Source organism: Polaribacter sp. L3A8 (assembly GCF_009796785.1).
In the GTDB taxonomy this organism is placed as follows: domain Bacteria; phylum Bacteroidota; class Bacteroidia; order Flavobacteriales; family Flavobacteriaceae; genus Polaribacter.
This window is the reverse complement of record NZ_CP047026.1, coordinates 713,658-737,343: the sequence shown is the minus strand read 5'-3', so window position 1 is coordinate 737,343 and position 23,686 is coordinate 713,658. Positions and strand designations below refer to the sequence as shown.

Here is a 23,686-nt window from a genome sequence, read left to right as displayed (position 1 = left end):
GGTCAGTAGTTAGTTACATATAATTTTGTGATGTTCTACTTTCTCCTTTTCAACCATTTTAGTTATTAAGTTATTGAATATTGTTGCTTTACTTTGTGATCGATTAATTCTAAAACAAAATTCATTAAAATATCTATTTAGATTAAAGTCACTTACCCAAGAATACGTTGTTCTTATCCAAGATTTCACCTGATGAATCATTGTATGAAGTGCTTTAAAATTCATACCTCCATTACTTTCTATTTGAGTAATATTATAAGCTTTCGCAATAGGTCTGTAACCTCTCCATTTGTCGGTTATCACTTTAGCTTCTCGACTGATATGATTCACAAAAATATATTGCAAAGAACTAGCTGAAAAATCTTCGATTCTCATGGCATACATTCTTTTAACTTTTCCATCTTCAGTTAGTTCAACAGCAGTTATAGCTTTCTTTTTCTTAGCATTATAACTTCTTCCTACTTTATCTTTTTCTCGTCCACCCAAAACAAATTCATCCACATGAACAATACCGGTCATAGGACTATTTCCACTACTTTCCATAGCTTCTCTAATTTTGAGCATAAATAAACGTGCAGTCTTTTCTGTTACACTAAAACGAACTGCAACATAACTAGCAGAAAGGCTTTTAGTACTCGTACTCATTTCAAAAACAATAAAGAAAGCTTTTCTAACACCAAACTTTACTTTATGAAAAAGTGTGTTTGATGTAGATGATTCTTGATGAGAGCAAATATTACATGTCCGTGAAAAATCTTTTCTTATTTGAGCCTTGTTATGACCACATTTAACACATTGAAATCCATCTTTCCACTTAATATCTGCCAAGTATTTCTTGCAATCTTCATCCGTTTTAAACCGATCAGCAAACTCTAGAAGGTTTTGTCCTTTAAATATATTCATAATATTACTGTATTTGTTGTTTTTAAAGATATGAATTTAAATACTGACCTCTATAAAATTATATCATTTTAAAATCTAATAAGATTTCACCATTCACAGAACATTGTAATTGATCTCCTTTAAAAATTTCTCCTTTGCCAAGTGCAGGTGTTCCTGTAAAAATTAAATCTCCAGGTTGTAACGTCATATATTTTGATATAAAAACAATAATATCCGCAAAATCGTTAATCATATATGCCGTATTACTTTTTTGTTTTTCTTCTCCGTTAATTTTTAAATCAAAATCAATATCCGCTAAATTATAATCAGCAACGGGTTTAAAACTAGAAATAGGTGCAGCACCATCAAAACCTTTTGCAAAATCCCAAGGATGTTTTGTTTCTCTAGCATCTTTTAAAATATCTGTTGCTGTATAATCGATACCAACAGCAATTTCAGAAATATAAGAATTAGCGTCTTCTTTAGCAATGTTTTTTCCTTCTTTTCCTATTTTTACAACTAGCTCAACTTCGTAAATTAATTCGTTTGTTATACTGCTAGGATATTCCACATCACAATTAATAGCTAAACTAGATTCTGGCTTTGAAAAAATAAATTTCTTAGCATTTTTTTTCTCTTCAATATCTTTTAGATCAGTAACGTAATTACTTCCTATTCCTAGAATTTTCATTTTTAAGTTGTTTTAATTTTGTTAGGTAAATTTAATAAAAAAATCCACCAAAAAATATATTTTCTGATGGATTTATTATTTATAAAAAGCTTTTTTTAAGCTTCTATTTCTTGTTTTTTAGAAGCTTTTTTAGTGCTTTTATCACTAGATAAATCTACTACAACTTGGTTGTGTAAAATATCTTGTATAGTTTGTCTTTTTCTAATTAAGTAATCGGTTCCTTTATGTACCATAACTTCTGCAGGTATATAACGAGAGTTGTAGTTAGAAGCCATAGAGAAACAATATGCACCAGCATTGTGGAAACATAAAACATCTTCTTCAGAAATTTCTGCAATTCTTCTGTTAGATGCAAAGGTGTCTGTTTCGCAAATATAACCTACCACAGAGTAATAACGATCTCTACCTGTTGGGTTAGAAATGTTTGTTATATGGTGATAAGAATCATACATCATTGGTCTTACCAAATGGTTAAAACCAGAATCTACATGTGCAAAAACAGTAGAAGTTGTTTGTTTTACGACGTTTACTTTTGCAAGAAAAGAACCTGCTTCAGAAACCAAAAATTTACCAGGTTCAAACATTAAGGTAATTTCTTTTCCGTATTCAACACAAAATTCGTTGAATCTTTCTGATAATTGTAAACCTAACTGCTCTATATCTGTAGAAATATCTCCTTCTTTATAAGGTACTTTAAATCCACTTCCAAAATCGATAAAATCGATGTTTTCAAATTGTTTAGCAACATCAAACAAAATATCTGATGCACGTAAAAAAGTATCGATATCTAAAATATCAGAACCCGTATGCATGTGAATACCATTGATATTCATCCCTGTATTTTCTACCACACGTTTAATGTGGGGTACTTGGTGAATCGAAATTCCGAATTTAGAATCTATATGCCCAACAGAAATTTTAGAATTTCCACCCGCCATAATATGTGGGTTGATACGTACACAAACAGGAATATCTGGATGTTTTTGTCCGAATTGCTCTAATATAGAAAGGTTATCAATATTAATTTGAACTCCTAATTTAGCAACTTCTTCAATCTCAGATAAAGAAACACCATTTGGTGTATAAATAATATCGTGAGGTGCAATACCAGTTGTTAAACATAATTGAACTTCTTGATAAGAAACGGTGTCTAAACCAGAACCTAAATCTTTAAAGAACTTTAATATGTTAATATTAGAAAGTGCCTTTACAGCATAGTTTAACTTTAAACTTTTAACGCTGCTAAAAGCGTTTGTTAATCTGTTGTACTGCGATTCAATTTTATCTGTATCGTAAACATATAAAGGACTTCCGTATTTATTTGCTAACGCTGTAAGTTGTGTGTTTTCCACTTTATTTCATTTTATATCTGGTGTCAAAAGTAATAAAATTGTTGTGTAAACAATCACATGTTTAAAAATATAACATATTGTTTTTTTTTGTGATTTTTACACAGAAATAAATTCTAAAACTTAAGATTAAAGCTTTTTATTAAAGCTGTTTTATTACTAAATTTTAGGTGTTAATTTACAACTAAATGAGCTTTAAAAACAGTTGAAATCATGTTGATAACTAATTTACAGAGCTATTTTATTTTTGCTCGTTTAATGCTATTTTAGCAAGGCTTCAAACCTAACAACAGTAAGACATTTCATGAGTCAAGAAACAAAATATACAGAAGATAATATCAGGTCTTTAGATTGGAAAGAGCATATAAGAATGCGTCCGGGAATGTACATTGGTAAATTGGGAGATGGTTCTTCTGCAGACGATGGAATCTACATTCTTGTAAAAGAAGTTTTAGACAATTCTATTGACGAATACGTAATGGGAGCGGGTAAAACCATTGAAATTTCTATACACGGTAGTAAAGTTATTGTTAGAGATTACGGACGTGGAATCCCTTTAGGGAAAGTAGTTGACGTGGTTTCTAAAATGAATACAGGTGGTAAATACGACTCTAAAGCGTTTAAAAAATCTGTAGGTTTAAATGGAGTTGGTACAAAGGCAGTAAATGCACTTTCTTCGTTTTTTAGAGTAGAATCTTCTCGTGATGGTAAGTCTGCTTCGGCAGAATTTAGTCAAGGAAACCTAGAAAATCAAGAGTTTTTAGAAGAATCTTCTCGTAGAAAAGGAACAAAAGTTTCTTTTATTCCGGATGAAGAAATCTTTAAGAAATACAAATTTAGAAATGAATATGTAGCAAAAATGCTGAAATATTATGTGTATTTAAACCCAGGTTTAACCATAATTTTTAACGGAGAAAAATTCTTTTCAGAAAACGGACTGAAAGATTTATTGGAAGATAATAACAATGTAGATGATATGTTGTATCCAATAATTCACTTAAAAGGGGATGATATAGAAGTTGCTATTACACATAGTAAAACACAATATTCAGAAGAATACCATTCTTTTGTAAATGGGCAACATACCACACAAGGTGGTACGCATCAATCTGCGTTTAGAGAGGCAATTGTAAAAACAATTAGAGAATTTTACGGTAAAGCTTTTGAAGCTTCAGACATTCGTAAATCTATTATTTCTGCGGTTGCTATTAAAGTAATGGAACCTGTTTTTGAGAGTCAGACAAAAACAAAATTAGGTTCTACAGATATGGGCGGAGAACTACCAACTGTAAGAACTTACATTAATGATTTCTTAAAAACCAAGTTAGATAATTTTTTACATAGAAATACAGATGTGGCAGATAAGTTACATCGAAAAATAATTCAGGCAGAGAAAGAACGAAAAGAACTTTCTGGAATTAGAAAATTAGCGAAAGACAGAGCTAAAAAATCTAGTTTACATAATAAAAAATTACGTGATTGTAGAATTCATTTAGGCGATACCAAAAAAGAAGCGTATTTAGAATCTACATTATTTATTACCGAGGGAGATTCTGCTTCTGGTTCTATTACAAAATCTAGAAATGTAAACACGCAAGCCGTTTTTAGTTTAAAAGGAAAGCCTTTAAATTCTTACGGATTAAGTAAAAAAATTGTGTACGAGAATGAGGAATTTAATTTATTACAAGCCGCTTTAAATATAGAAGATGGTTTAGAAGATTTACGTTATAACAATATTGTAATTGCAACCGATGCCGATGTAGATGGTATGCATATTCGCTTATTGTTAATTACATTTTTCTTGCAATTTTTTCCAGAGTTGATAAAAGAAGGGCATTTGTATATTTTAGAAACGCCTTTGTTTAGAGTTCGAAATAAAAAAGAAACGTTTTATTGTTATTCTGATGAAGAAAAAAGAGAAGCCATAGAAAAGTTAAGAGGAAAACCAGAAATAACTCGATTTAAAGGTTTGGGTGAGATTTCGCCAAATGAGTTTGTTCATTTTATTGGTGATGATATTCGTTTAGACCCTATTATGTTAGACAAAGAAATGTCTATAGAACAAATGTTAGAGTTCTATATGGGAAAAAACACACCAGATAGACAGAAATTTATTATTGAGAACCTAAAGGTTGAGCTAGATACTATTGAAGAGGATGAAATATAAATGGGAAAACTAAATAAAAACATTTCTCTAATAGCCTTATTTATTTTGGTTCTATTATTTTTTTCAATCAATTTTAGCAATTTAGGTAGTAGAAGTAATTTTAGTTCTTACATAGGAATTATTGGTTTAATAGCTTTTGTTTTGGTAAAATCTAAAAAGAATAGTAAATAAATTTGGCTAAAGCCTTTGTGTTGATGTTATTAATTACCTATGGATAAATCCATAGGCAATTAAAATGTTGAAAAATAGTTAATTATGATTTTCAATTGTCACAGGCTTTAGCCTGTGTTAAATAAATAAAAGGAATAATGGTTTTAGCCAAACTTTAGAAGTTAAAAAATAATTGACATCAAAAAAGTTATCCAAGCAGTAGTGTTTTTTAAACTTGTTAGGTTTGTTAAGCTAAAAAATATAGTAGATGCAATTTAATGACCTTCAATTAAAATAATACTGTTTTTGGGCATTAAAGTTAACGTGTTAAAGAAAATTTAAAAAAGAAACAATTATGAAGATTAAAATTACCTTATTTTGCTTATTAATTTCATCAATAACTTTTTCTCAATTTCCAGGAGAAAGAACAAAAGAACCTCAAACAGGACCAGATAAAAATATTTATAAAATTAAGGATGTTATTCAATTAGGTAATGCTTTAAGTGGAGAAACATTTAGAAATGTATTTGCATATAAACATAAAAGTGTATTTGATAATATAGATGACGCTCTTGCCTTAGATGTAGTGCCTTCATACGAAGTATTTGAAGATAAGGATAATAATATGATGATAAAAGGACAATATATAATACCTGTATCAAAAGAATATAATGGTTTTAAAGGAAAGATAAAATACTTTAAACGTGTTAAATCTGAAAATAATTATTACACATTTGCTATTTTAAAAATTCCAAACTCTCAAATTAGATTAGCTGTACCACTACAAAGCGCAATTTTAACTGGAGAAATGATTTCAAAAGATAAGAATTTTATTGCAAAAGAAATTGAAGAAAATGAAATTTTAGATAAAATTGATATTAAATCATTTTCTAATGATTATGATTTAAAGTTACTAAGTTGTAAAGGAGATAAAAATACTCAACAAGTAAGAATTGAATTTTTAATTAAACATAAAAAGGTGCATCAAAAAGTGTGTTTTGAAGGTAAAAAATACATAACGTCTGATGAAACTAGTGCTTTTGACTTTAATGGGAATGAATATAAAGCTAATGAATCTATTGTTGGTTCTAAAAAATCTTCTTATGTAACTTGTAATAAAATACCAACTAATGTTCCTTTAAAAGCTTCTGTAAATTTTATTAAAATACTACCAACTGTAGAAAAATTAAGTTTCGTAACCATAAAAGTAGAATATAGAGATTTTGATGGGACATATAAAAACAATAAAGGTAATATTGAAATACAAAATTTAGATATTGATTGGGAGAATTAAATGAAAAGCAACTTAAAGTCTTAATTTGGTACCTCAAGTTGGGTAGGAAATAGATATTTACCTTTAGTCTTTACAGAAAAAGGAGTTGCCATGTTATGGAGTGTTTTAAATAGCGATAGCGCAATTGCGGTAAACATTAAAAATATAGAATTGGTATTTTCTTATTAAATGTAATTGCGAGGAACGAAGCAATCTCTTTCTTTAAATTGAGATTGCCTCAGAAAGAGAAAAACTTTCCTAGCATTGACAAAAAAGAAAGAACAAAATTGGGTATCAAATAGATAAAGGTAAAAGCAAATAGTTTGCAAGTATGCCTGCGTTAGGGATTGAAGTGAAAATCCTTTTTTTTGTTTAAAGCGTCATTGCGAGGAACGAAGCAATCTCTTTATTAAAATGAGATTGCCACAGATAATAAAAAAAAATCTTAGCAATGACAGATACAAAAAAAAGATTGCAGCGTAAAGCCCGACCTTTTTAGGGAACGCCCAAATAAAGAAATACAGAGTTAAACGATTAAACAATTAAACGTTTAAAAAGAATGAGTGAAGAGATAAACGAGAACGAACACGAAGAGGAATTGTCTAATTTAGAAAATCAATCTGATGCTCTAGATAAACCGGTAGATGCCGTAGAAACCATTACCAAAGTTACAGGAATGTACAAGGAGTGGTTTTTAGACTATGCTTCTTATGTGATTTTAGAAAGAGCGGTTCCGTCGTTAGAAGACGGATTAAAACCTGTGCAACGTAGAATTATGCATTCTATGAAAGATTTAGATGATGGACGTTACAATAAGGTAGCAAATATTGTTGGTCATACCATGCAATATCACCCACATGGTGATGCTTCTATTGCAGATGCAATGGTGCAAATTGGTCAGAAAGAATTACTGATTGACATGCAGGGAAACTGGGGTAATATCTTAACAGGAGATAGAGCTGCAGCTTCTCGATATATCGAGGCTCGTTTATCTAAATTTGCCTTGGATGTTGTTTTTAATCCAAAAACAACAGAATGGAAAATGTCTTATGATGGTAGAAGAAGAGAGCCGATAGATTTGCCAGTAAAGTTTCCGTTATTGTTAGCACAAGGAGCAGAGGGAATTGCGGTTGGTTTATCAACAAAAATATTACCGCATAATTTTATAGAACTTATTGACGCTTCTATTAAATATTTAAAAGGAAGAAGCTTTAGAATTTTACCAGATTTTATAACAGGCGGAATTGCAGATTTCACCCATTATAATGATGGAAAAAGAGGAGGAAAAGTACGTGTTCGTGCTAAAATTCACCAATTAGATAAAAAGACGTTGGTAATTAATGAAATTCCGTTTTCTACCACAACAACTTCTTTAATAGATAGTATTTTAAAAGCCAATGATAAAGGGAAGATTAAGATAAAAAAGATTGAAGATAATACTGCTGCAGAAGTAGAAATTTTGGTGCATTTACCGCCAAATGTTTCTCCGGATAAATCTATAGATGCGTTGTATGCTTTTACAAACTGTGAAACTTCTATATCGCCATTATCTTGTACTATAGAAAACAATACACCTGTTTTTGTTGGCGTATCAGAAATGCTAAAACACTCTACAGATTTAACGGTAGCTTTGTTAAAAAAAGAGTTAGAAATTCAGTTAAACGAATTAGAGGAACAATGGCATTTTTCTTCTTTAGAGCGAATTTTTATAGAAAATAGAATCTACCGAGATATTGAAGAAGAAGAAACTTGGGATGGTGTAATTGAAGCAATTGACAAAGGTTTAAAACCACATATTAAACACTTAAAACGTGCCATAACTGTAGAAGATATTACACGTTTAACAGAAATAAGAATTAAGAAAATATCTAAGTTTGATATTGACAAGGCAAGACAATTTATAGAAGGTTTAGAAGATAAAATTGCTGTTGTTAAAGACCATTTAGCAAATTTAATAGAATTTGCTATCAATTACTTTAAACGTTTAAAAGATACCTACGGAAAAGGAAAAGAACGTAAAACCGAAATTAGAATTTTTGATGATATTGTTGCCTCTAAAGTAGCCATGAATAATGCTAAACTTTATGTAAATAGAGAAGAAGGTTTTATTGGAACTTCTTTAAAAAGAGATGAGTTTGTAACCGATTGTTCTGACATTGATGATGTTATTGTTTTTAGAAAAGATGGAGGAATGATGGTATCTAAAGTAGACACTAAAACCTTTGTGGGTAAAGACATTATACATGTTGCTATCTTTAAAAAGAAAGATAGAAGAACGGTGTACAACTTTATGTACAGAGATGGCGCTAGAGGACCATCTTATATGAAACGTTTTAATGTTACCTCTGTTACAAGAGATAAAGAATACGATTTAACCAACGGAAATAAAGGTTCTATTGTACATTATTTTAGTGCAAATCTAAATGGAGAGGCAGAAGTTGTAACCATAAATTTACGCTCTGTTGGTAGTGTTAAAAAATTGAAATGGGATATTGATTTTGCAGATTTAGGTGTAAAAGGAAGAGCCGTTAGAGGAAATACAATTACAAAATATTCAATTAAAAGTGTCGATTTTAAATCTGAAGGAGTATCTACTTTAAAACCTCGTAAAATTTGGTTTGATGATACTGTACAACGTTTAAATGTTGATGAAAGAGGTGAGTTGTTAGGAGAATTTAGAGCCGAAGATAAATTGCTAATTATTGTGCAAAGTGGAAAAGCAAAAGCGGTAAAACCAAATTTAGCGATGCATTTTGAAGATGATATGATTGTGTTAGAAAAATGGAAACCTAACAAACCAATTTCTGCTATATATTTTGATGGAGAAAAAGAACGTTATTATGTAAAACGCTTTTTAATAGAAACACCAGAAAAAGAAGAAGAATTTATTTCTGATCATGCTAAAAGTCAGTTAGAAATTGTTGCCACAGATTACAGACCTATAGCAGAAGTAATTTATTCTAAACGAAGTTTATTGAATGAAGAAGTTAATTTTGAAGAATTTATAGCGGTTAAAGGGATAAAAGCACAAGGAAATCAATTAACAACAGAAAAAATAAAACAAGTTAATTTATTAGAACCTTTACCTTTTGAAGAGCGAGAAGAAGAAACATCTGAAGAAATAGAGGTGGTAGATGAAGAAGTTGTAGAGGATAAATTACCAATTGAGGTTCCAGAAACAGAAACTAAAAAACCTATATTAGAAGAACTTTCTGCAGAAGAAAAAGCTAAAATAGCTTTGCAAAAATCAATCGCAAGAAAGAAAGCAGAACAGAAGAAAATAGATGATGAAAACCAAACGAAACTGTTTTAAAACTAAATTATGAAAAAAATAGGTTTAATTGGAGGTATTACACCGGAGTCTACCATTTTATATTACCGAATCTTAAACGAATTAAATGCAAATAGTTTAGGGAAACCTCATTCTGCAAAAGTAATTATGAGTTCTTTTGATTTTGGACAAATATCTCAACTTCAAAAAGAAGGAAGATGGGATTTGTTAGATCAATTAATGGCAGAAGCTGGTGAAAGTTTAGAAAAAGCAGGTGTAACTTGTATTTTAATTTGTGCAAATACCATGCATTTGTGTATAGACGCAGTTAAGAAAGTAGTTACCATCCCTGTTATTCATATTGCAGAAGCAACCTCTAAAAGTATTATAGAAAAAAAAGTGAAAAAAGTTGCTTTATTAGGTACAAAATATACCATGGAAAAAGATTTTTTTACGGATGTTTTAAAATCGTTTGGTATTGAAGCGATGATTCCTACAAGTGATGAAAGAGAAATAATTCATACTATAATCTATGATGAACTTTCTGTAGGTAACATGAATCCGGTTTCAAAAGAAAAATATTTAAAGATTATAAATAGGTTAATTAAAAGTGGGGCAGAAGGTGTTATTTTAGGATGTACAGAGATTCCGTTATTAATTGATCAAGATGATGTTTCTGTACCTGTTTTTGATACAACTAGAATTCATGCAACTGCTGCTTTTAAGCTTTCTACTAAAAATGAGCAACAACAGCAACAGCAACAACAATAATCTCATTTTTTTAAAGGAGCAAAATTTTTATAGTTTCCGAGTTTGAAAACATATTCAACAATATTGAAAAGTATATAAATCAATTATCTTATTGTGATATTATCCTAAAATCAATCTTTTTTTATATTTAATGATTTTAGATTTTAAAATATTTTTTAATCTTCATATATTTATAAAAAAATAAATTGCAATCTATTAATGAAATTGAAAGGACTTTTATTTTTTTTATTTATTATAGGACATACTTATTCTCAATCTGATATTTATTTTTATAAAGATTCAAGTAGTAGTTTAACGTATAAGAATATTGATAAAGTAAAATTTACACCTATAAATACGGAAGTTTTAGAAAAACATTCCGATGCTACTTTTTGGTTTAAAATACCAGCAAAAGAAACATATTTAAGTTATATTCTAAGAATTGTTAGTATAAGAGTTGATACAGTAAAAGCATATCAAAATTTAAAAGAAATTCAAAGATTAGAATATCAAAGATATCCTTCTTTTCAATTTTCAAGAAAATATTCAACATATATAAAAGTAAAATCTAATTTTAGTTTCAATTTTCCTGTAGAATTAAACACAGTAGCAAAAGCAGAATTTATAGAAAAAAAACAATTACTTGTTAATGGTATTTATTATGGAATTACTTTTTTGGTGATACTTTTTAGTATTAATTACTTTTACTTTTTTAGAGATAACTCTTTTTTATACCATGCTTTTTTGTTGTTCAGTTTAACTCTTAGCTTTGTTTTATCAGATGGTATGTTTCAATTTTTTAATGTTAATGATAAAAAAATTGAAATTTTAATTTTATTTAATTATATCCTTCTAGCTTATTCTTCATCTAAGTTTACAATTAATTTTCTTTTATTGGACACTTATTTTCCTAAAGTGAAAAGGTATATATATAGCATGGTAATAGGTGTAATTTTACTTGCTGTTTTATTTTTAATTTTTAAGAAGAATATAGTATATACCATTTTAACTGTATTAACTGGAGTTCTTTTATTTATTCATTGGTTTATAAGTGTTTTGCTTTTCAAGAAAAACACACATACTAAATTATTTGCACTCTCATACGTAATTTTATTATTTAGCGGAATAGATTTTTTTGTTTTAAAAAAATTCGGAATTTCATTATTTGAAACCAATGCCATTAATATAAAAATTGGCGGGTTTATACAAGTGATAACATTATCATTTGCAGTATTGTTTAGAGAGAAAGATTTAAGAAGGTATAATCGTTATATGAAAAATGAAATTATAAAATACTCTAAAGAAATAAAAAAAATAATTACACAAGAGCAAAAAGAACCTGTTAAAGAAAATTTAGAAAATTTAAGTCTTAGAGAAAGAGAAATTTTTGATTTAATTGTATCTGGTAAGTCGAATAAAGAAATAGCAAACGAAGTAAATATCTCAGTAAACACTGTTAAATTTCATGTGAAAAATATTTACGGAAAATTAAAAATTAAAAGTAGAAAAGAAGCTTTAAAAATTTAATTATTTTAATTTTTAACGGTTTTATCTAATTTGATTAATATTACTTTTATAATGATTGTTAACAGACTATAATTTGTTATGTAAATCTATTAGCTTTATATTTCTGAACTTTATTTTTATAAAGGAATATTTTAAATAAAAATTTTTAAATGAGGTTTAAATTACTCTTATTTTTTTCTTTTTTATAGGGTACACTTATTCACAATCTGATATTTACTATTTTAAAGATTCAAATAGTACTTTAACTTATACTAATATAAGTAAAGAAGAATTTAAACCTTTAAAAAACAGTATTTTAGAAAAAAAATCGAATACTACTTTTTGGTTTAAGATACCAGCAAATGATTCTGATTTAAGTTATGTTTTTCGAATTAATAGTATAAGAGCAAAAAACGTTCATGCATATCAAAATTTAAAAGAAATTCAAAAATTAAAAAATCAAAGATATGTCTCCTTTAAATTTTCAAGAAAAGATCCAGTATACATAAAAACAAACTCTAACTTTAGTTCCTATTATCCTGTGGACCTTAAAAACGAGGAAGCTTCCTTATTTCAAGAAAAATTAGTACTGTTACTTAATGGGTTTTATTATGGGGCCGCGTTTTTAGTGATTCTTTTTAGCCTTAGTTATTTTTATTTTTTTAAAGACAATGCCTTTATATACCATGCGTTTTTACTGACCTGTATTTCTTTTAGTTTTATAATTTTTGATGGGTCATTAAATTTACTTCATGTTGATAATGAAAATATAGAACTGTTAATTCTATTAGATTACATTTTACTGAGTTTTAGTTCGTTAAAATTTGGAAATAGTTTTCTGATGTTAGAGAAATACTTCCCTGCTGTAAAAAAGTATAATTTTATTTTATTTTTAAATATTGTATTATTTGTAATCTTGTTTTATATTTTTAAAATAAATGCATTTTATATAATATTAAGTACTTTAACATTAGTATTCTTATTTGTTTATTGGTGTTTAGGTGTTTTACTTTTTAAAAGAAATAAGCATACTAAACTCTTTGTATTCTCATATGTCTTTATATTGTTTAGTGGTTTAGACTTTTTTGTGTTAAAAAACTTTGGAATTTCATTATTTGAAAGTAACCAAACCAATTTAAAAGTAGGTGGCTTTCTGCAAATTATTGTATTATCATATGCTGTATTGTATAGAGAAAAAGACTTAAGAAAATATAATTTTTTCATGAAAAATGAGATTATTAAATATTCTAAAAAAATAAAACAACTTACTACACAAGAACAAGAGGAACCTCAAAAGGAAAATTTAGAAAACTTAAGTATTCGAGAAAAAGAAATTTTTGATTTAATTGTATCTGGTAAGTCGAATAAAGAAATAGCTGGTGAAATACATATCTCTGTAAACACGGTTAAATTTCATGTGAAAAATATTTACGGAAAACTAAAAATTAAAAGTAGAAAAGAAGCATTAATCATCGAAAACCAGACTAAACACTAGGTTTTATAGGTAATACTACCCATAAACTACCCACTATTTTTTGTTATATATTTGATATTTGTACTACTTTTGTATTATTATTATTATTATTCCCCCCAATTTTTTTTAAAATATATATGACCTTTAGTAGTTTTACTAAAGGTCTTTTTTTTTTTCATTTTTTTAAGAAACAAAAATAAATAAGAGTTAAACTTATTTTGCAATTAAGAATACACTTGGTTTTCTTGTTCTTGCACTCTAATAAAAGTTGTTCTTTTTGTCAATTCTTTTAATCTACTTGCTCCAACATAAGTACAAGTAGATCTAATACCTCCTAAAATATCAATAATTGTATCGTCTACATTTCCTTTAAAAGGAACTTTAACTGTTTTCCCTTCAGAAGCTCTGTAATTGGCAACACCTCCTGCATGTATGTTCATTGCTGTTGTAGAACTCATTCCGTAAAAAGCCTTAAATTTCTCGCCATTATCTTCAATCAATTCACCACCACTTTCTGTATGACCAGCAAGCATACCACCTAACATTACAAAATCTGCGCTTCCACCAAATGCTTTAGATAGATCTCCAGGAATTTTACAACCACCATCAGAAATAATATGTCCCCCCATTCCGTGAGCAGCATCTGCACATTCTATAATTGCAGATAATTGAGGATAACCAACACCTGTTTTTACACGTGTTGTACAAACAGAACCTGGACCAATACCTACTTTAATAATATCTGCGCCAGCTAAAAGTAATTCTTCTACCATTTCTCCTGTAACTACATTACCTGCAATAATTACTTTATTAGGATGGTTTTTACGCATTTTCTGTACAAAGTTTACAAAATGTTCAGAATATCCGTTGGCAACATCAACACAAATAAAATTTATTTGAGGAAATTTAGCTAAAATTTGTTTTACTTTTTCAGAATCTCCTTTTCCGGTTCCTGTACTAACGGCAATATTTTGTAATGTTTTTTCATCAGCATTTGCTGCAAAATTGCTCCATTCTTCTAAAGAATAGTGTTTATGAATTGCAGTAAATAGACCATGTTTTGCAAGTGCTTTTGCCATTTCGAACGTGCCAACGGTATCCATGTTAGCAGCCATTATTGGTATTCCTTTCCAAGAAATATCGCTATGTAAAAAAGTAAATTCTCTTTCTAAACTTACTTGCGAACGTGATTTTAATGTAGATCGTTTTGGACGAATCATTACATCTTTAAAACCTAATTTTAATTCATTTTCTATTCTCATCTCTATCAAAATTATTAGATGATAAAGGTATTAAATTTGAAAACGATTTTATCAGATTCCTTGTAAGAATACATCTAAAAATACAATGATTTTAATGTAGTAATCGTAGTTTATCAATTTAATAAAAACAGAATTTCTACAACTTTAGATGAACTTCTTAACCTAAATGAGTAATTAAAGTTGTAGTTGGTTAATTATTGCATTTTTTCAAAAAATGTTAAATTATATTTTGGTAACAAATCTGGATGTGTAATTTTTATAATATCCTTTAAAAGTAAATCGGGTCTTGTAGGCGATGTTTCAAAATATATAAGTCCGCCAGTTGCGCCTTTTTTAGTTGCGTAGGTATAAATATTACTTTCTTTAAAAGCAGTAAAAGAGTTGTAATATTGATTCGATTTTAACATGTCTTCCTTGTTCTCGTACAAGCCACAACCCACCCAAAAATTAGCATCTTGTGCTTTATCTAAAACACTTTCTACACTTAAAGGCAAACTACCGTTTCCTTCGCTATCTTTCCATAAATAATTGGTGTTAGCATCTCTAAAATAAGTGGCTATAAAGCTTTTTCCTGCAGGCATATACCATATATCTTTAAATAAACTACCAGAAATAATAGTAGGAATTTTCTTTGCTTTTAAAGCTATTTTTTTAACGGCCAAATAATCTGTTTCAATAGCTTTAAAAACACTATCGGCTTCTTTTTCTTTATTAAATAAAATACCAAAAAATTTAACCCATTCTGCGCGTCCTAAAGGAGTTTCTTCTAACCAATCTCCATTATAAACAACAGGAATTCCGTTTCTTGCAATCGTTTTATATGTTTTATTATTACCATTTAAACCAAAACCAATTACAAGTTCTGGAGCAAGTTCTAAGAGTCTTTCTGTATTCATAGTTTGCTCACTCCCTAATTCTATTACATGACCATCTGCAATGCGTTTTCTTGTTTTTTCTGATGAAATAAAGTTTGTTTGAGGAAAGCCTACTAAATAATTTTCTGCGCCAATTTGTTCTAACATAGATATATGTGTAGTACTTGTAACTACAATGTTGTTAACCGGAATTTTTAACTCATTTTTGCTAATATCCGTTTTATCACCAAGTAAATAAGTAAACCCATTTTTTGCGTTTTGATACGGTTTTTTTATAATTAATTTCTTCTGATTGCCAATTGTAATGATATCAAATCCTTTGGCATATTTTATGGTGCTTTTTACAGAAGTTTCTATTGTTTTAGGAGCTTCCTTTTTCTGACAAGAAATAAAAAAGGTAGTAATAAGTAAGAGAGATAAAAGATGTTTCATTTTAATATTTTATTTTTAATACTTGTGCGTATTGCAATTTTAAATCAAAAGATTTTTCTAACGGAGTTTTATTGATAAAAGAAAACAAGCTTCTAATTACACCGGCATGCGTTACAATAACAACTTTTTTGTATTCTTTTTTTGCTATTTCTAATAAAAAACTGGTAGTTCTAGCGTGCAAATCTAAATAAGATTCGCCATTTGTAGTGGCAACCTTTACAAAGTCATTCATCCAAATATCTAAGGCTTCTTTGTTAATGTCGTTCCAGTTTTGTAATTCCCAATCTCCAAAATCTAACTCTTTTAGGCGATCATCAAAAAGAACAATATTTGATAACTTTTCGGCTAACTTTTTACACCTTTTTAATGGACTACTATACACAACAGTTTCACTATCATCAAGAGAAACTTCTTGTAAAATAGGGGTTATTTCTTCTAAAAAAGTATCGGTAACATCTATGTCCGATTGTCCGTAGCAAATTCCTTTAGCTATTTTTGGCGTGGTATGTCTAATTAATATAATTTCCATAAAGTAAGTATAAATAGATAAAAAACAACTTCAGCAACTTGCTGTAAAGCTCCGGCGCAATCACCTGTTTGTCCGCCAATCCATTTTTTGAAAAAGCGTGCTAAATACCAATACGCTATTAATAGCGGAATAAGGCTTAGAAATACCCAATGATTTTTAAAAAAGAAAAGTGGTAAAACTCCAAAAATGAAAGAAATTACTAAAGATTTAGTACTCATTTGTGTCGTTGTAGGTTTTATTTTAGAACTATCAATATCTCTTACATACGGATGTGTGTAGAGTAGGATAGTAGCTATAAAACGACTGATAGCATGCCCCGAAATAATAAGTAACGGAATATTTACATTAGATAAACTGAGTGTTTGTATTGCCGAAAACTTTAAAATTAACACAGAAAATAAACCAACTACACCAAAGGTTCCTAACCGAGAATCTTTCATGATTATTAGAATTTTTTCTTTGGTCCAACCGCCACCAAAACCATCGCAGGTATCTGCAAAACCATCTTCATGAAAAGCGCCTGTTGTCCAAATAGAAGCAATCATACTTAAAATAATGGCAATTTCTGAGGTGAAAATAAAAGTAGCTAAGTAGTAAATAAGTGCAGCAATAGATCCTACTAAAATACCTACTAAAGAAAAGTATCGGTTACTTTTATTCAGCATTTCAGACGAATGACCCACCCATTTTGGGCATGGTATTCTGGTGAAGAATAATATGGCAGTTAAAAAATAATGGACTTCTTTTTTCATGTGTTAAATACTTAAGCTTCGCTGATGTTGGCACTTTCAAAGGTTGCCATTTCGTTTAAAAATAGTGTTGCAGATTGTATAATTGGCAATGCTACCGCAGCTCCAGTACCTTCTCCTAAACGCAAACCTAAATTTAAAATTGGTTTTACATTTAAGAAATCTAATATTTTTTGATGCCCTTGTTCTCCAGACGAATGTGTAAAAATACAATAGTCTATTACATTTTTATCAATAGTAATTGCGGCAAGTAATGCTGCTGTTACAATAAAACCATCTATTAAAATTGTCATTTTTAAAGCAGCAGCTTCTAAAATAGCACCTGCCATCATTACAATTTCGAAACCACCAAAAGTAGCAAGTGCATCTGTTGGTGATTCTATATTATTGATGTGTTTTTGATACACTTCTTTTAAAACCGTCTTTTTTTGTTGCAATCCTTCACTATCTAAACCGGTTCCTTTACCAACACAGCTTTCTATATTAATTTTTGTAAAATAACTCATTAAAAGTGCTGCAGAAGATGTGTTGCCAATGCCCATTTCTCCAAAACCAATGGTATTACATTTGTTTTGATACGAGGTATTTACAATTTCTTGTCCTTTTTTTATAGCTGCATTACATTGTGTAATTGTCATCGCTTTTTCTATAGAAAAATCTTTTGTTCCCTTTGCTATTTTAGCAGAAATTAATGCTTTGTTTTTATCCAAATCTGCATTTACACCAGCGTCAACAATTTTTAGGTCAATTTTATTTTGCTTACAAAAAACATTAATTGCAGCGCCTCCGTTTAAGAAATTCAACACCATTTGTTGTGTTACTTCTTGTGGATATGGACTTACTTTTTTGGATTTTGTAATGCCATGATCTCCCGCAAAAACAACAATAGTTGGCGTAGTAATTTTTGGAGTTAACGTATTTTGAATACTTCCTATTTTAATAGCAATATCTTCTAACATACCTAAAGACCCAATAGGTTTTGTTTTAAAGTCTATTTTTTTTTGAAGTGCTGTTTCAATTTCTTTAGAAAGTGCAGTAATTTTTGATATCATTTTTATTTTAGTTTTAAAGGCAATCCAGAAACCATAAAAGTAGCCTTGTCAGCTTTTTTTGCAATAAATTGATTTACCCATCCTTGTAGTTCTGTAAATTTTCTTCCAGATTCTGTGGTAGCATGTAATCCCATACCAATCTCGTTAGAAATAATGATGATGTGAGCATCAATTTCTACCAGTTTTTCTATTTCTTGTTTGGCTAATTTTAAAGATTCTTTTACGTCGTATTTTGTGTCAACATAAAAATTTGTCAACCATAAAGTAACACAGTCAATAACAACTGTAGATTTATCAGGGATAACAGCACTAATATTTTTTTCTTCTTCAATGGTTGTCCAACGTTCATCTCTATCAGAAATATGCCTGTCTACCCTTGCTTTAAAATCTTTATCGCAAATTCTAGAAGTTGCCAAATAAAAAGGGTTTTTAGAAATACCTTCTGCTAATTTTTGAGCATAACTACTTTTACCAGATCTTTCTCCTCCAGAAATATAATGAATCATAATTTTTAAAATATAAACACAAAGGTTAGAAACATTTTTTGAAAAAGGAAAGAATATCTTAAATAGTATGTAAGTTTGTTTTTCTTAAAATAAATAAACATGATTGTATCTTCTTTTATGCCTGCAGTAACCCAAATGATTTATGATATGGGTTTACAAGAATATTTAAACGGAATCACTTTTGAATGCCCAAAAATTGCTTTGGCAGAAAAACAAGTTGCTGTTCGTTATAAATTAGAAGGGCAAGTTTTAACAAGTGAAGAAATAAATACTATTTTTTCTAAAACAAAAGCAGAAGGCGGTACTTTATATTATGTAGACGAACCAGTTTTAGAAAGTATTGCGCCAGATGTTATTTTTACACAAGATGTTTGTGATGTTTGCCAGATTGATACTGCTTGCGTTGCAACTTCGGCTTATAAGTTACCTAAGGTTCCTAAATTAATTTCTATAACTCCAAATTCTTTAGAAGATGTTTTTGAGAATGCAATAACTATTGCAGAGGCTATAGGGAAAAAGGAAGTAGGAATTGCGTATGTAAAAATGTTGAAAGAACGTGTTTATACTATTGTAGACACCCAACGAGCAAAAAGAATTCACCCTAAAAGTGTGCTGTTATTAGAATGGATAAATCCTTTATTTAATTGTGGTCACTGGATTCCTCATCAAATAGGTTATGCAGGTGGTATAGATCTTTTATCGCATCCGTCTGGAGACAGTATTGTTATCCCATGGGATAAAATTGTAAAGTACAATCCAGAAGTATTAATTATTGCGCCTTGTGGTTATGAAGTTTCTAGAACTTTAGAAGATATGAAGTTTTTAGAAGAAAAACCCGAATGGAGTAGTCTTAAGGCTGTAAAAAATGGACAAGTATTTATTGCCGATTTTGATATGTTTACACAATCCTCTGCTGCTACTTTGGTAAACGGAATAGAGTGTTTAGCTAAAATGATACATTCAGCGCATTTTGAAATATCTAAAGGCTTAAGTCAAAAGTTTATAAACTATAAGTATTACAATACTCAAAAATAATATACATTTGCCAAAATTAAGGTTTTGTTCTTTTTGAGAACAAATTAAAAGGGAATTTGGTTAAAAACCAAAGCTGTTCCCGCAACTGTAAGCTATTAAGCTTGTAATTAATCTTTATGTCACTGTTTAAAATCTGAAATAATTTCAGATTAAAATGGGAAGACCAATTACAAGACGCAAGCCAGGAGACCTGCCTATTTTTTAAACAATTAAAACTTTCGGGATAAAGGTTAAATGGATTATGAAGAAACTCTTACTTTTTATAACTTTTTTTATTACACATGCTATTTTGGCTCAAAATGATTCTATAAGGAACGTTTTGAAAGAAATTGTTATTGTTGCTGATAAAAAAATAGAAAACTCTAAAGGATATAAAGTTCAAGTATTAAATGATTCTATAATTACAAAAAATACAGAATCATTTACTTCGCTTTTACGTTTTAACTCTTTAATTTATTTAAAAGAATATGGAGCAGGAGGTACGAGTACAGCAAGTTTTAGAGGTACAAGTTCTTCTAATACAGCGGTTGTTTGGAACGGAATAAATATTAATTCTGTTAATAATGGTCAGACTGGCTTTAACTCCATGACTGTTAGTTTATTCGATGCTATCGATGTTAGAAGTGGAGGAGGAAGTATTGAGTACGGTTCTGGTGCAGTTGGAGGTACAATTCATTTAAATGATCAATTATTATTTAATTCTAAGAAAGTAATTGAGAATCAATTTGTAGGTTCAATAGGTAGTTTTAGTTCTTATAATAGTTTGTATAAGTTTAAAATCTCTACAGAAAAATTAGCACTAAAATTAGGAATGTCTTATAATGAATCTGAAAATGATTATAAATTATTAGGTACAGATTTTAAAAATTTTAATGGCGCATATAATAACTTTAATGTAAGTGTTGGTTTGGCGTATAAGTTTAATTCAAAAGCGCAACTTAAATTTTATAGTACAAGTTATGTTAGTAGTCGTTTGTTTTCTGGTGAGTTACCAAACCCAACAGGAGCAAATGATAAATACAAGAATTTTAATAACAGAAATCTTCTTGTATATAATTATAATCAAGATAAGTTTAATCACGAACTAAAACTGGCTTTTTTAACGCAAGAATATCAGTATTTTGATAATAAATTAGTCGATGAATTTAATTTTGGAAAATCGAAACGTTATTTGATTAATTATGATGTAGCTTATAAATTTTCATCAATAAATGCGAAAATTACATCCTATTCTGAGTATGAATCTGTTTTTGGTAAAACGGATCAAATTATAGAGAAAAATAGGAGACAATTTTCACAATCATTAATTTATAATCAAAATATTTTAAATATAGTTTTCTTTGATTTAAAAGTGAGAAAAGACTTTAACTCTGATTATGATGTTCCTAACAGTTATTCTTTAGGAATGAAAGTTAAAACGCATGAAAATTTGTCACTTAGAGCGAATGCTTCTAAAAATTATAGAGTACCAAGTTATGAAGATTTGTATTGGCCTGGTCAAGGAAACACCAAGTTAATTCCAGAAACAGCAGTTCAAGGTGAGTTTGCTGTAAATTATAAGAAAAATAAATTTTCTGCAGATTTAGGCGTGTTCTACATCTCAGCTAAAGATAAAATTGTTTGGACACCAAGTGGAGATGCTACTAGACCAGGTGTATGGACGCCAATAAATATTTCTAGTGCCGTAAACAAAGGAGTAGAATTGAGTCTTTCTTATGCTAAAGACTATAACAATCATTTTTTTGATTTTACAGCGAACTATAGTTATACAGAGGCTAGAGATAAAGACACTAACAAATTATTGATTTTTAAACCAAAACATTTATTTAATGGAAGTTTTGGGTATTCTCATAAAAAAATTAGTTTTTTCTATCAACAATTATTTACAGGAGAAATTTTTACTACAGAAAGTAATTCTAAAGATTTTATACTTCCTAGTTTTTATGTAGCGAACTTTGGAGGAGATTATAAAATAATAAAAAGTATAAAAAAAGAAATTAGCGTTGGTTTTAAAATTAATAATGTGTTCAATAAAAATTATCTAACACAACCAAGAAGACCAATGCCTAATAGAAACTTTAATTTAAATATAAACTATAAATTTTAAACAATGAGAATTAATAAATTACTAGCAATATTAGTATTCGGAGCAATGGCATTTGCTTCATGTACAAGCGATTCATCAAGTACACCAAGAGGTGATTATGAAAATGGAGTGTTAATTAGTGGTGAAGGTAGTGGTACTGCAAGTACAGGTTCTGTTTCTTTTATATCTGATGATTTTGAAACAGTAGAAAACTTAATTTACAAAAAGGTAAATTCAAGTGAACTATCAACTAATTTACAATCGATGGCTTTTGATAACGAAAGAGCTTTTATTGTTGTAGATAACCAGAATACAGTGACAGTTGTAGATAGATATTCATTTGTAAAAGAAGCTACAATTACTGAAGAACTAGCAACTCCTAGGTTTATGACAGTTGCAGATGACAAAGCATATGTTACAAACTGGGGACTTACTGGAGCTTTTGTAGCTGTTTACGACCTTACTAGTTATGATTTTATCAAGAAAATAAATATTGGTGTTGGTCCGGAGAGAATTATAGAAAGTAACGGAAAATTATATGTTTCTCATCAAGGTGCTTGGGGTTCAAATAATATAATCTCTGTAATTGATATTGCTACAGATAATGTAGAAGAAATTTCGGTGAACGAAAGACCAGACGAAATGTTTATTGATAATAATAATTTTTTAGTGGTTTTATGTGAAGGAAAAGCAGCTTGGACAGGTGATGAGACTATAGCTTCAATTACAAAAATAAACACTAGTAATAATACTGTTCAATCTGAAATTATTTTTCCTGCTACTGAACACCCAAGTTTAATGGTATTAGAAAATAATACAATTTATTATGCTGTAGGGAATAATATTTATTCTATAGATACAGATGCTACTAGTTTATCTACAGCAGAAATAGTTACTGTAGAAGGTTTCTTATACGGTATTGAGGTAGAAGGTAATTCATTATTTACTTTAAATGCAAATTTTAAAGATTTAAGTACGCTTAATGTATTTGATATTGCAACTAAAACAAGAACACAAACTAAGAGTGTTGCATTAGGTGCTTCTAAAATATATTTTAATTAATAAAGATCTTTTGAAAAAGGAAATTGAATTAAAAGCTCCTCTTAGAATTTTATAAGAGGAGCTTTTTTATTTATAAGAGTTTTTTCACTTCGTTTTTAATAAACGAAATAGGCGTGTCTGTAGGTGGTAATGTTTTAGAGTAATGTATTATAACATTTTCTCGTAATTCGTTTGCAGATTTAGAGGTTTCTGCAACTTGTCTTAATTTGTTAATTACACTACTTTTGGTTGCTAGAATAGCAGTCCAAGTATCATTAGAAATATAAATTTGTTGCACTAAGTTGTGTTCAAACTCTTGTTCTACATTGGCAATTAATAACTGTAAATAATCGTGTGTATCATCAGAAATAGGTTTAATTCTAACTAACATCTTAACAGGGTTAATACGTTCACAAAACAACAACATACGCTCATAAGCCTGTAATTTTATAGGCAAAGTATCTTTGTTTTTTTGAGCTAGAATCTCCATTTTACTTTTAGGCTTTTGTTGTGCTATAAGCCTGTTAAACATATAATAGCTAACCAAACCTGTAACTGCGGCAGGTAAAATATATACAATACTTTCTATTAATTTGTCTTCCATAA

Annotated in this window: 19 protein-coding genes and 1 riboswitch; of the genes, 9 read left to right on the top strand and 10 right to left on the bottom strand. The window is 29.1% G+C overall.

Annotated features, from left to right (window positions below; genetic code table 11):
• Positions 1 to 9 precede the first annotated feature (9 nt).
• The 3 genes from GQR92_RS02670 to lysA all read right to left on the bottom strand — a co-directional run bounded on the left by GQR92_RS02670 (position 10) and on the right by lysA (position 2,925).
• Complete coding sequence (locus GQR92_RS02670) at positions 10 to 903, bottom strand: IS1595 family transposase (RefSeq protein ID WP_158837673.1); 894 nt, start codon at positions 901 to 903, stop codon at positions 10 to 12.
• A 58-nt stretch (positions 904 to 961) separates the two neighbouring features.
• Positions 962 to 1,573 carry a fumarylacetoacetate hydrolase family protein gene (locus GQR92_RS02665; protein ID WP_158837672.1) on the bottom strand — a complete coding sequence of 204 codons (612 nt, stop codon included), beginning with the start codon at positions 1,571 to 1,573 and terminating at the stop codon, positions 962 to 964.
• 95 nt (positions 1,574 to 1,668) lie between these two features.
• Positions 1,669 to 2,925, bottom strand: a complete 1,257-nt coding sequence (gene lysA, locus GQR92_RS02660; protein WP_158837671.1) for a diaminopimelate decarboxylase — start codon at positions 2,923 to 2,925, stop codon at positions 1,669 to 1,671.
• A gap of 301 nt (positions 2,926 to 3,226) precedes the next feature.
• On the opposite strand from lysA, the gene GQR92_RS02655 reads away from it, so the two are divergent.
• The 6 genes from GQR92_RS02655 (at position 3,227) to GQR92_RS02630 (ending at position 13,534) form a co-directional block, all read left to right on the top strand.
• Entirely contained in the window at positions 3,227 to 5,089 is a 1,863-nt protein-coding gene (locus tag GQR92_RS02655) for a DNA topoisomerase IV subunit B (protein WP_158837670.1), read from the top strand.
• Between the two features lie 505 nt (positions 5,090 to 5,594).
• On the top strand, positions 5,595 to 6,533 hold the full coding sequence (locus tag GQR92_RS02650) for a hypothetical protein (protein ID WP_158837669.1): 939 nt from the start codon (positions 5,595 to 5,597) through the stop codon (positions 6,531 to 6,533).
• Positions 6,534 to 7,071: 538 nt separating this feature from the next.
• Complete coding sequence (locus GQR92_RS02645) at positions 7,072 to 9,825, top strand: DNA gyrase/topoisomerase IV subunit A (protein ID WP_158837668.1); 2,754 nt, start codon at positions 7,072 to 7,074, stop codon at positions 9,823 to 9,825.
• A 9-nt stretch (positions 9,826 to 9,834) separates the two neighbouring features.
• Positions 9,835 to 10,554 (top strand): aspartate/glutamate racemase family protein, encoded by a 720-nt coding sequence (locus GQR92_RS02640; RefSeq protein ID WP_158837667.1) that lies wholly within the window; start codon positions 9,835 to 9,837, stop codon positions 10,552 to 10,554.
• Positions 10,555 to 10,752: 198 nt separating this feature from the next.
• Positions 10,753 to 12,060, top strand: coding sequence for a LuxR C-terminal-related transcriptional regulator (locus GQR92_RS02635; protein ID WP_158837666.1), 1,308 nt, complete (start codon positions 10,753 to 10,755; stop codon positions 12,058 to 12,060).
• Between the two features lie 520 nt (positions 12,061 to 12,580).
• Positions 12,581 to 13,534 (top strand): LuxR C-terminal-related transcriptional regulator, encoded by a 954-nt coding sequence (locus GQR92_RS02630; RefSeq protein WP_158837665.1) that lies wholly within the window; start codon positions 12,581 to 12,583, stop codon positions 13,532 to 13,534.
• Between the two features lie 203 nt (positions 13,535 to 13,737).
• On the opposite strand, the gene GQR92_RS02625 is transcribed toward GQR92_RS02630, so the two are convergent.
• The 6 genes from GQR92_RS02625 to GQR92_RS02600 form a co-directional block, all read right to left on the bottom strand.
• Positions 13,738 to 14,775, bottom strand: coding sequence for a GMP reductase (locus tag GQR92_RS02625; protein ID WP_158837664.1), 1,038 nt, complete (start codon positions 14,773 to 14,775; stop codon positions 13,738 to 13,740).
• A gap of 194 nt (positions 14,776 to 14,969) precedes the next feature.
• On the bottom strand, positions 14,970 to 16,082 hold the full coding sequence (locus GQR92_RS02620) for an ABC transporter substrate-binding protein (protein WP_158837663.1): 1,113 nt from the start codon (positions 16,080 to 16,082) through the stop codon (positions 14,970 to 14,972).
• Between the two features lies 1 nt (position 16,083).
• Positions 16,084 to 16,611, bottom strand: coding sequence for an alpha-ribazole phosphatase (cobC, locus tag GQR92_RS02615; protein WP_158837662.1), 528 nt, complete (start codon positions 16,609 to 16,611; stop codon positions 16,084 to 16,086).
• Positions 16,596 to 17,363 carry an adenosylcobinamide-GDP ribazoletransferase gene (locus tag GQR92_RS02610; protein WP_158837661.1) on the bottom strand — a complete coding sequence of 256 codons (768 nt, stop codon included), beginning with the start codon at positions 17,361 to 17,363 and terminating at the stop codon, positions 16,596 to 16,598. Before GQR92_RS02610 ends, cobC begins: the two co-directional genes overlap by 16 nt.
• Positions 17,364 to 17,374: 11 nt before the next feature.
• The gene (gene cobT, locus GQR92_RS02605) at positions 17,375 to 18,412 is read right to left on the bottom strand and encodes a nicotinate-nucleotide--dimethylbenzimidazole phosphoribosyltransferase (RefSeq protein ID WP_158837660.1); all 1,038 of its coding nucleotides are present in this window, start codon (positions 18,410 to 18,412) and stop codon (positions 17,375 to 17,377) included.
• 2 nt (positions 18,413 to 18,414) lie between these two features.
• Positions 18,415 to 18,918, bottom strand: a complete 504-nt coding sequence (locus tag GQR92_RS02600) for a bifunctional adenosylcobinamide kinase/adenosylcobinamide-phosphate guanylyltransferase (RefSeq protein WP_158837659.1) — start codon at positions 18,916 to 18,918, stop codon at positions 18,415 to 18,417.
• A 99-nt stretch (positions 18,919 to 19,017) separates the two neighbouring features.
• On the opposite strand from GQR92_RS02600, the gene GQR92_RS02595 reads away from it, so the two are divergent.
• From GQR92_RS02595 to GQR92_RS02585, 3 genes are all read left to right on the top strand, one after another.
• Positions 19,018 to 19,953: an ABC transporter substrate-binding protein gene (locus GQR92_RS02595; protein WP_233269966.1), complete on the top strand. Its 936-nt coding sequence runs from the start codon at positions 19,018 to 19,020 to the stop codon at positions 19,951 to 19,953.
• Positions 19,954 to 19,955: 2 nt separating this feature from the next.
• Positions 19,956 to 20,165: riboswitch (cobalamin riboswitch) on the top strand.
• Between the two features lie 29 nt (positions 20,166 to 20,194).
• A complete protein-coding gene (locus GQR92_RS02590) occupies positions 20,195 to 22,060 on the top strand; it encodes a TonB-dependent receptor plug domain-containing protein (RefSeq protein ID WP_158837658.1) in 1,866 nt (621 codons plus the stop codon).
• Positions 22,061 to 22,063: 3 nt separating this feature from the next.
• Positions 22,064 to 23,101, top strand: coding sequence for a YncE family protein (locus GQR92_RS02585; RefSeq protein WP_158837657.1), 1,038 nt, complete (start codon positions 22,064 to 22,066; stop codon positions 23,099 to 23,101).
• Between the two features lie 70 nt (positions 23,102 to 23,171).
• On the opposite strand, the gene GQR92_RS02580 is transcribed toward GQR92_RS02585, so the two are convergent.
• Positions 23,172 to 23,684 carry a DUF7935 family protein gene (locus GQR92_RS02580; protein ID WP_158837656.1) on the bottom strand — a complete coding sequence of 171 codons (513 nt, stop codon included), beginning with the start codon at positions 23,682 to 23,684 and terminating at the stop codon, positions 23,172 to 23,174.
• Positions 23,685 to 23,686: the final 2 nt, after the last annotated feature.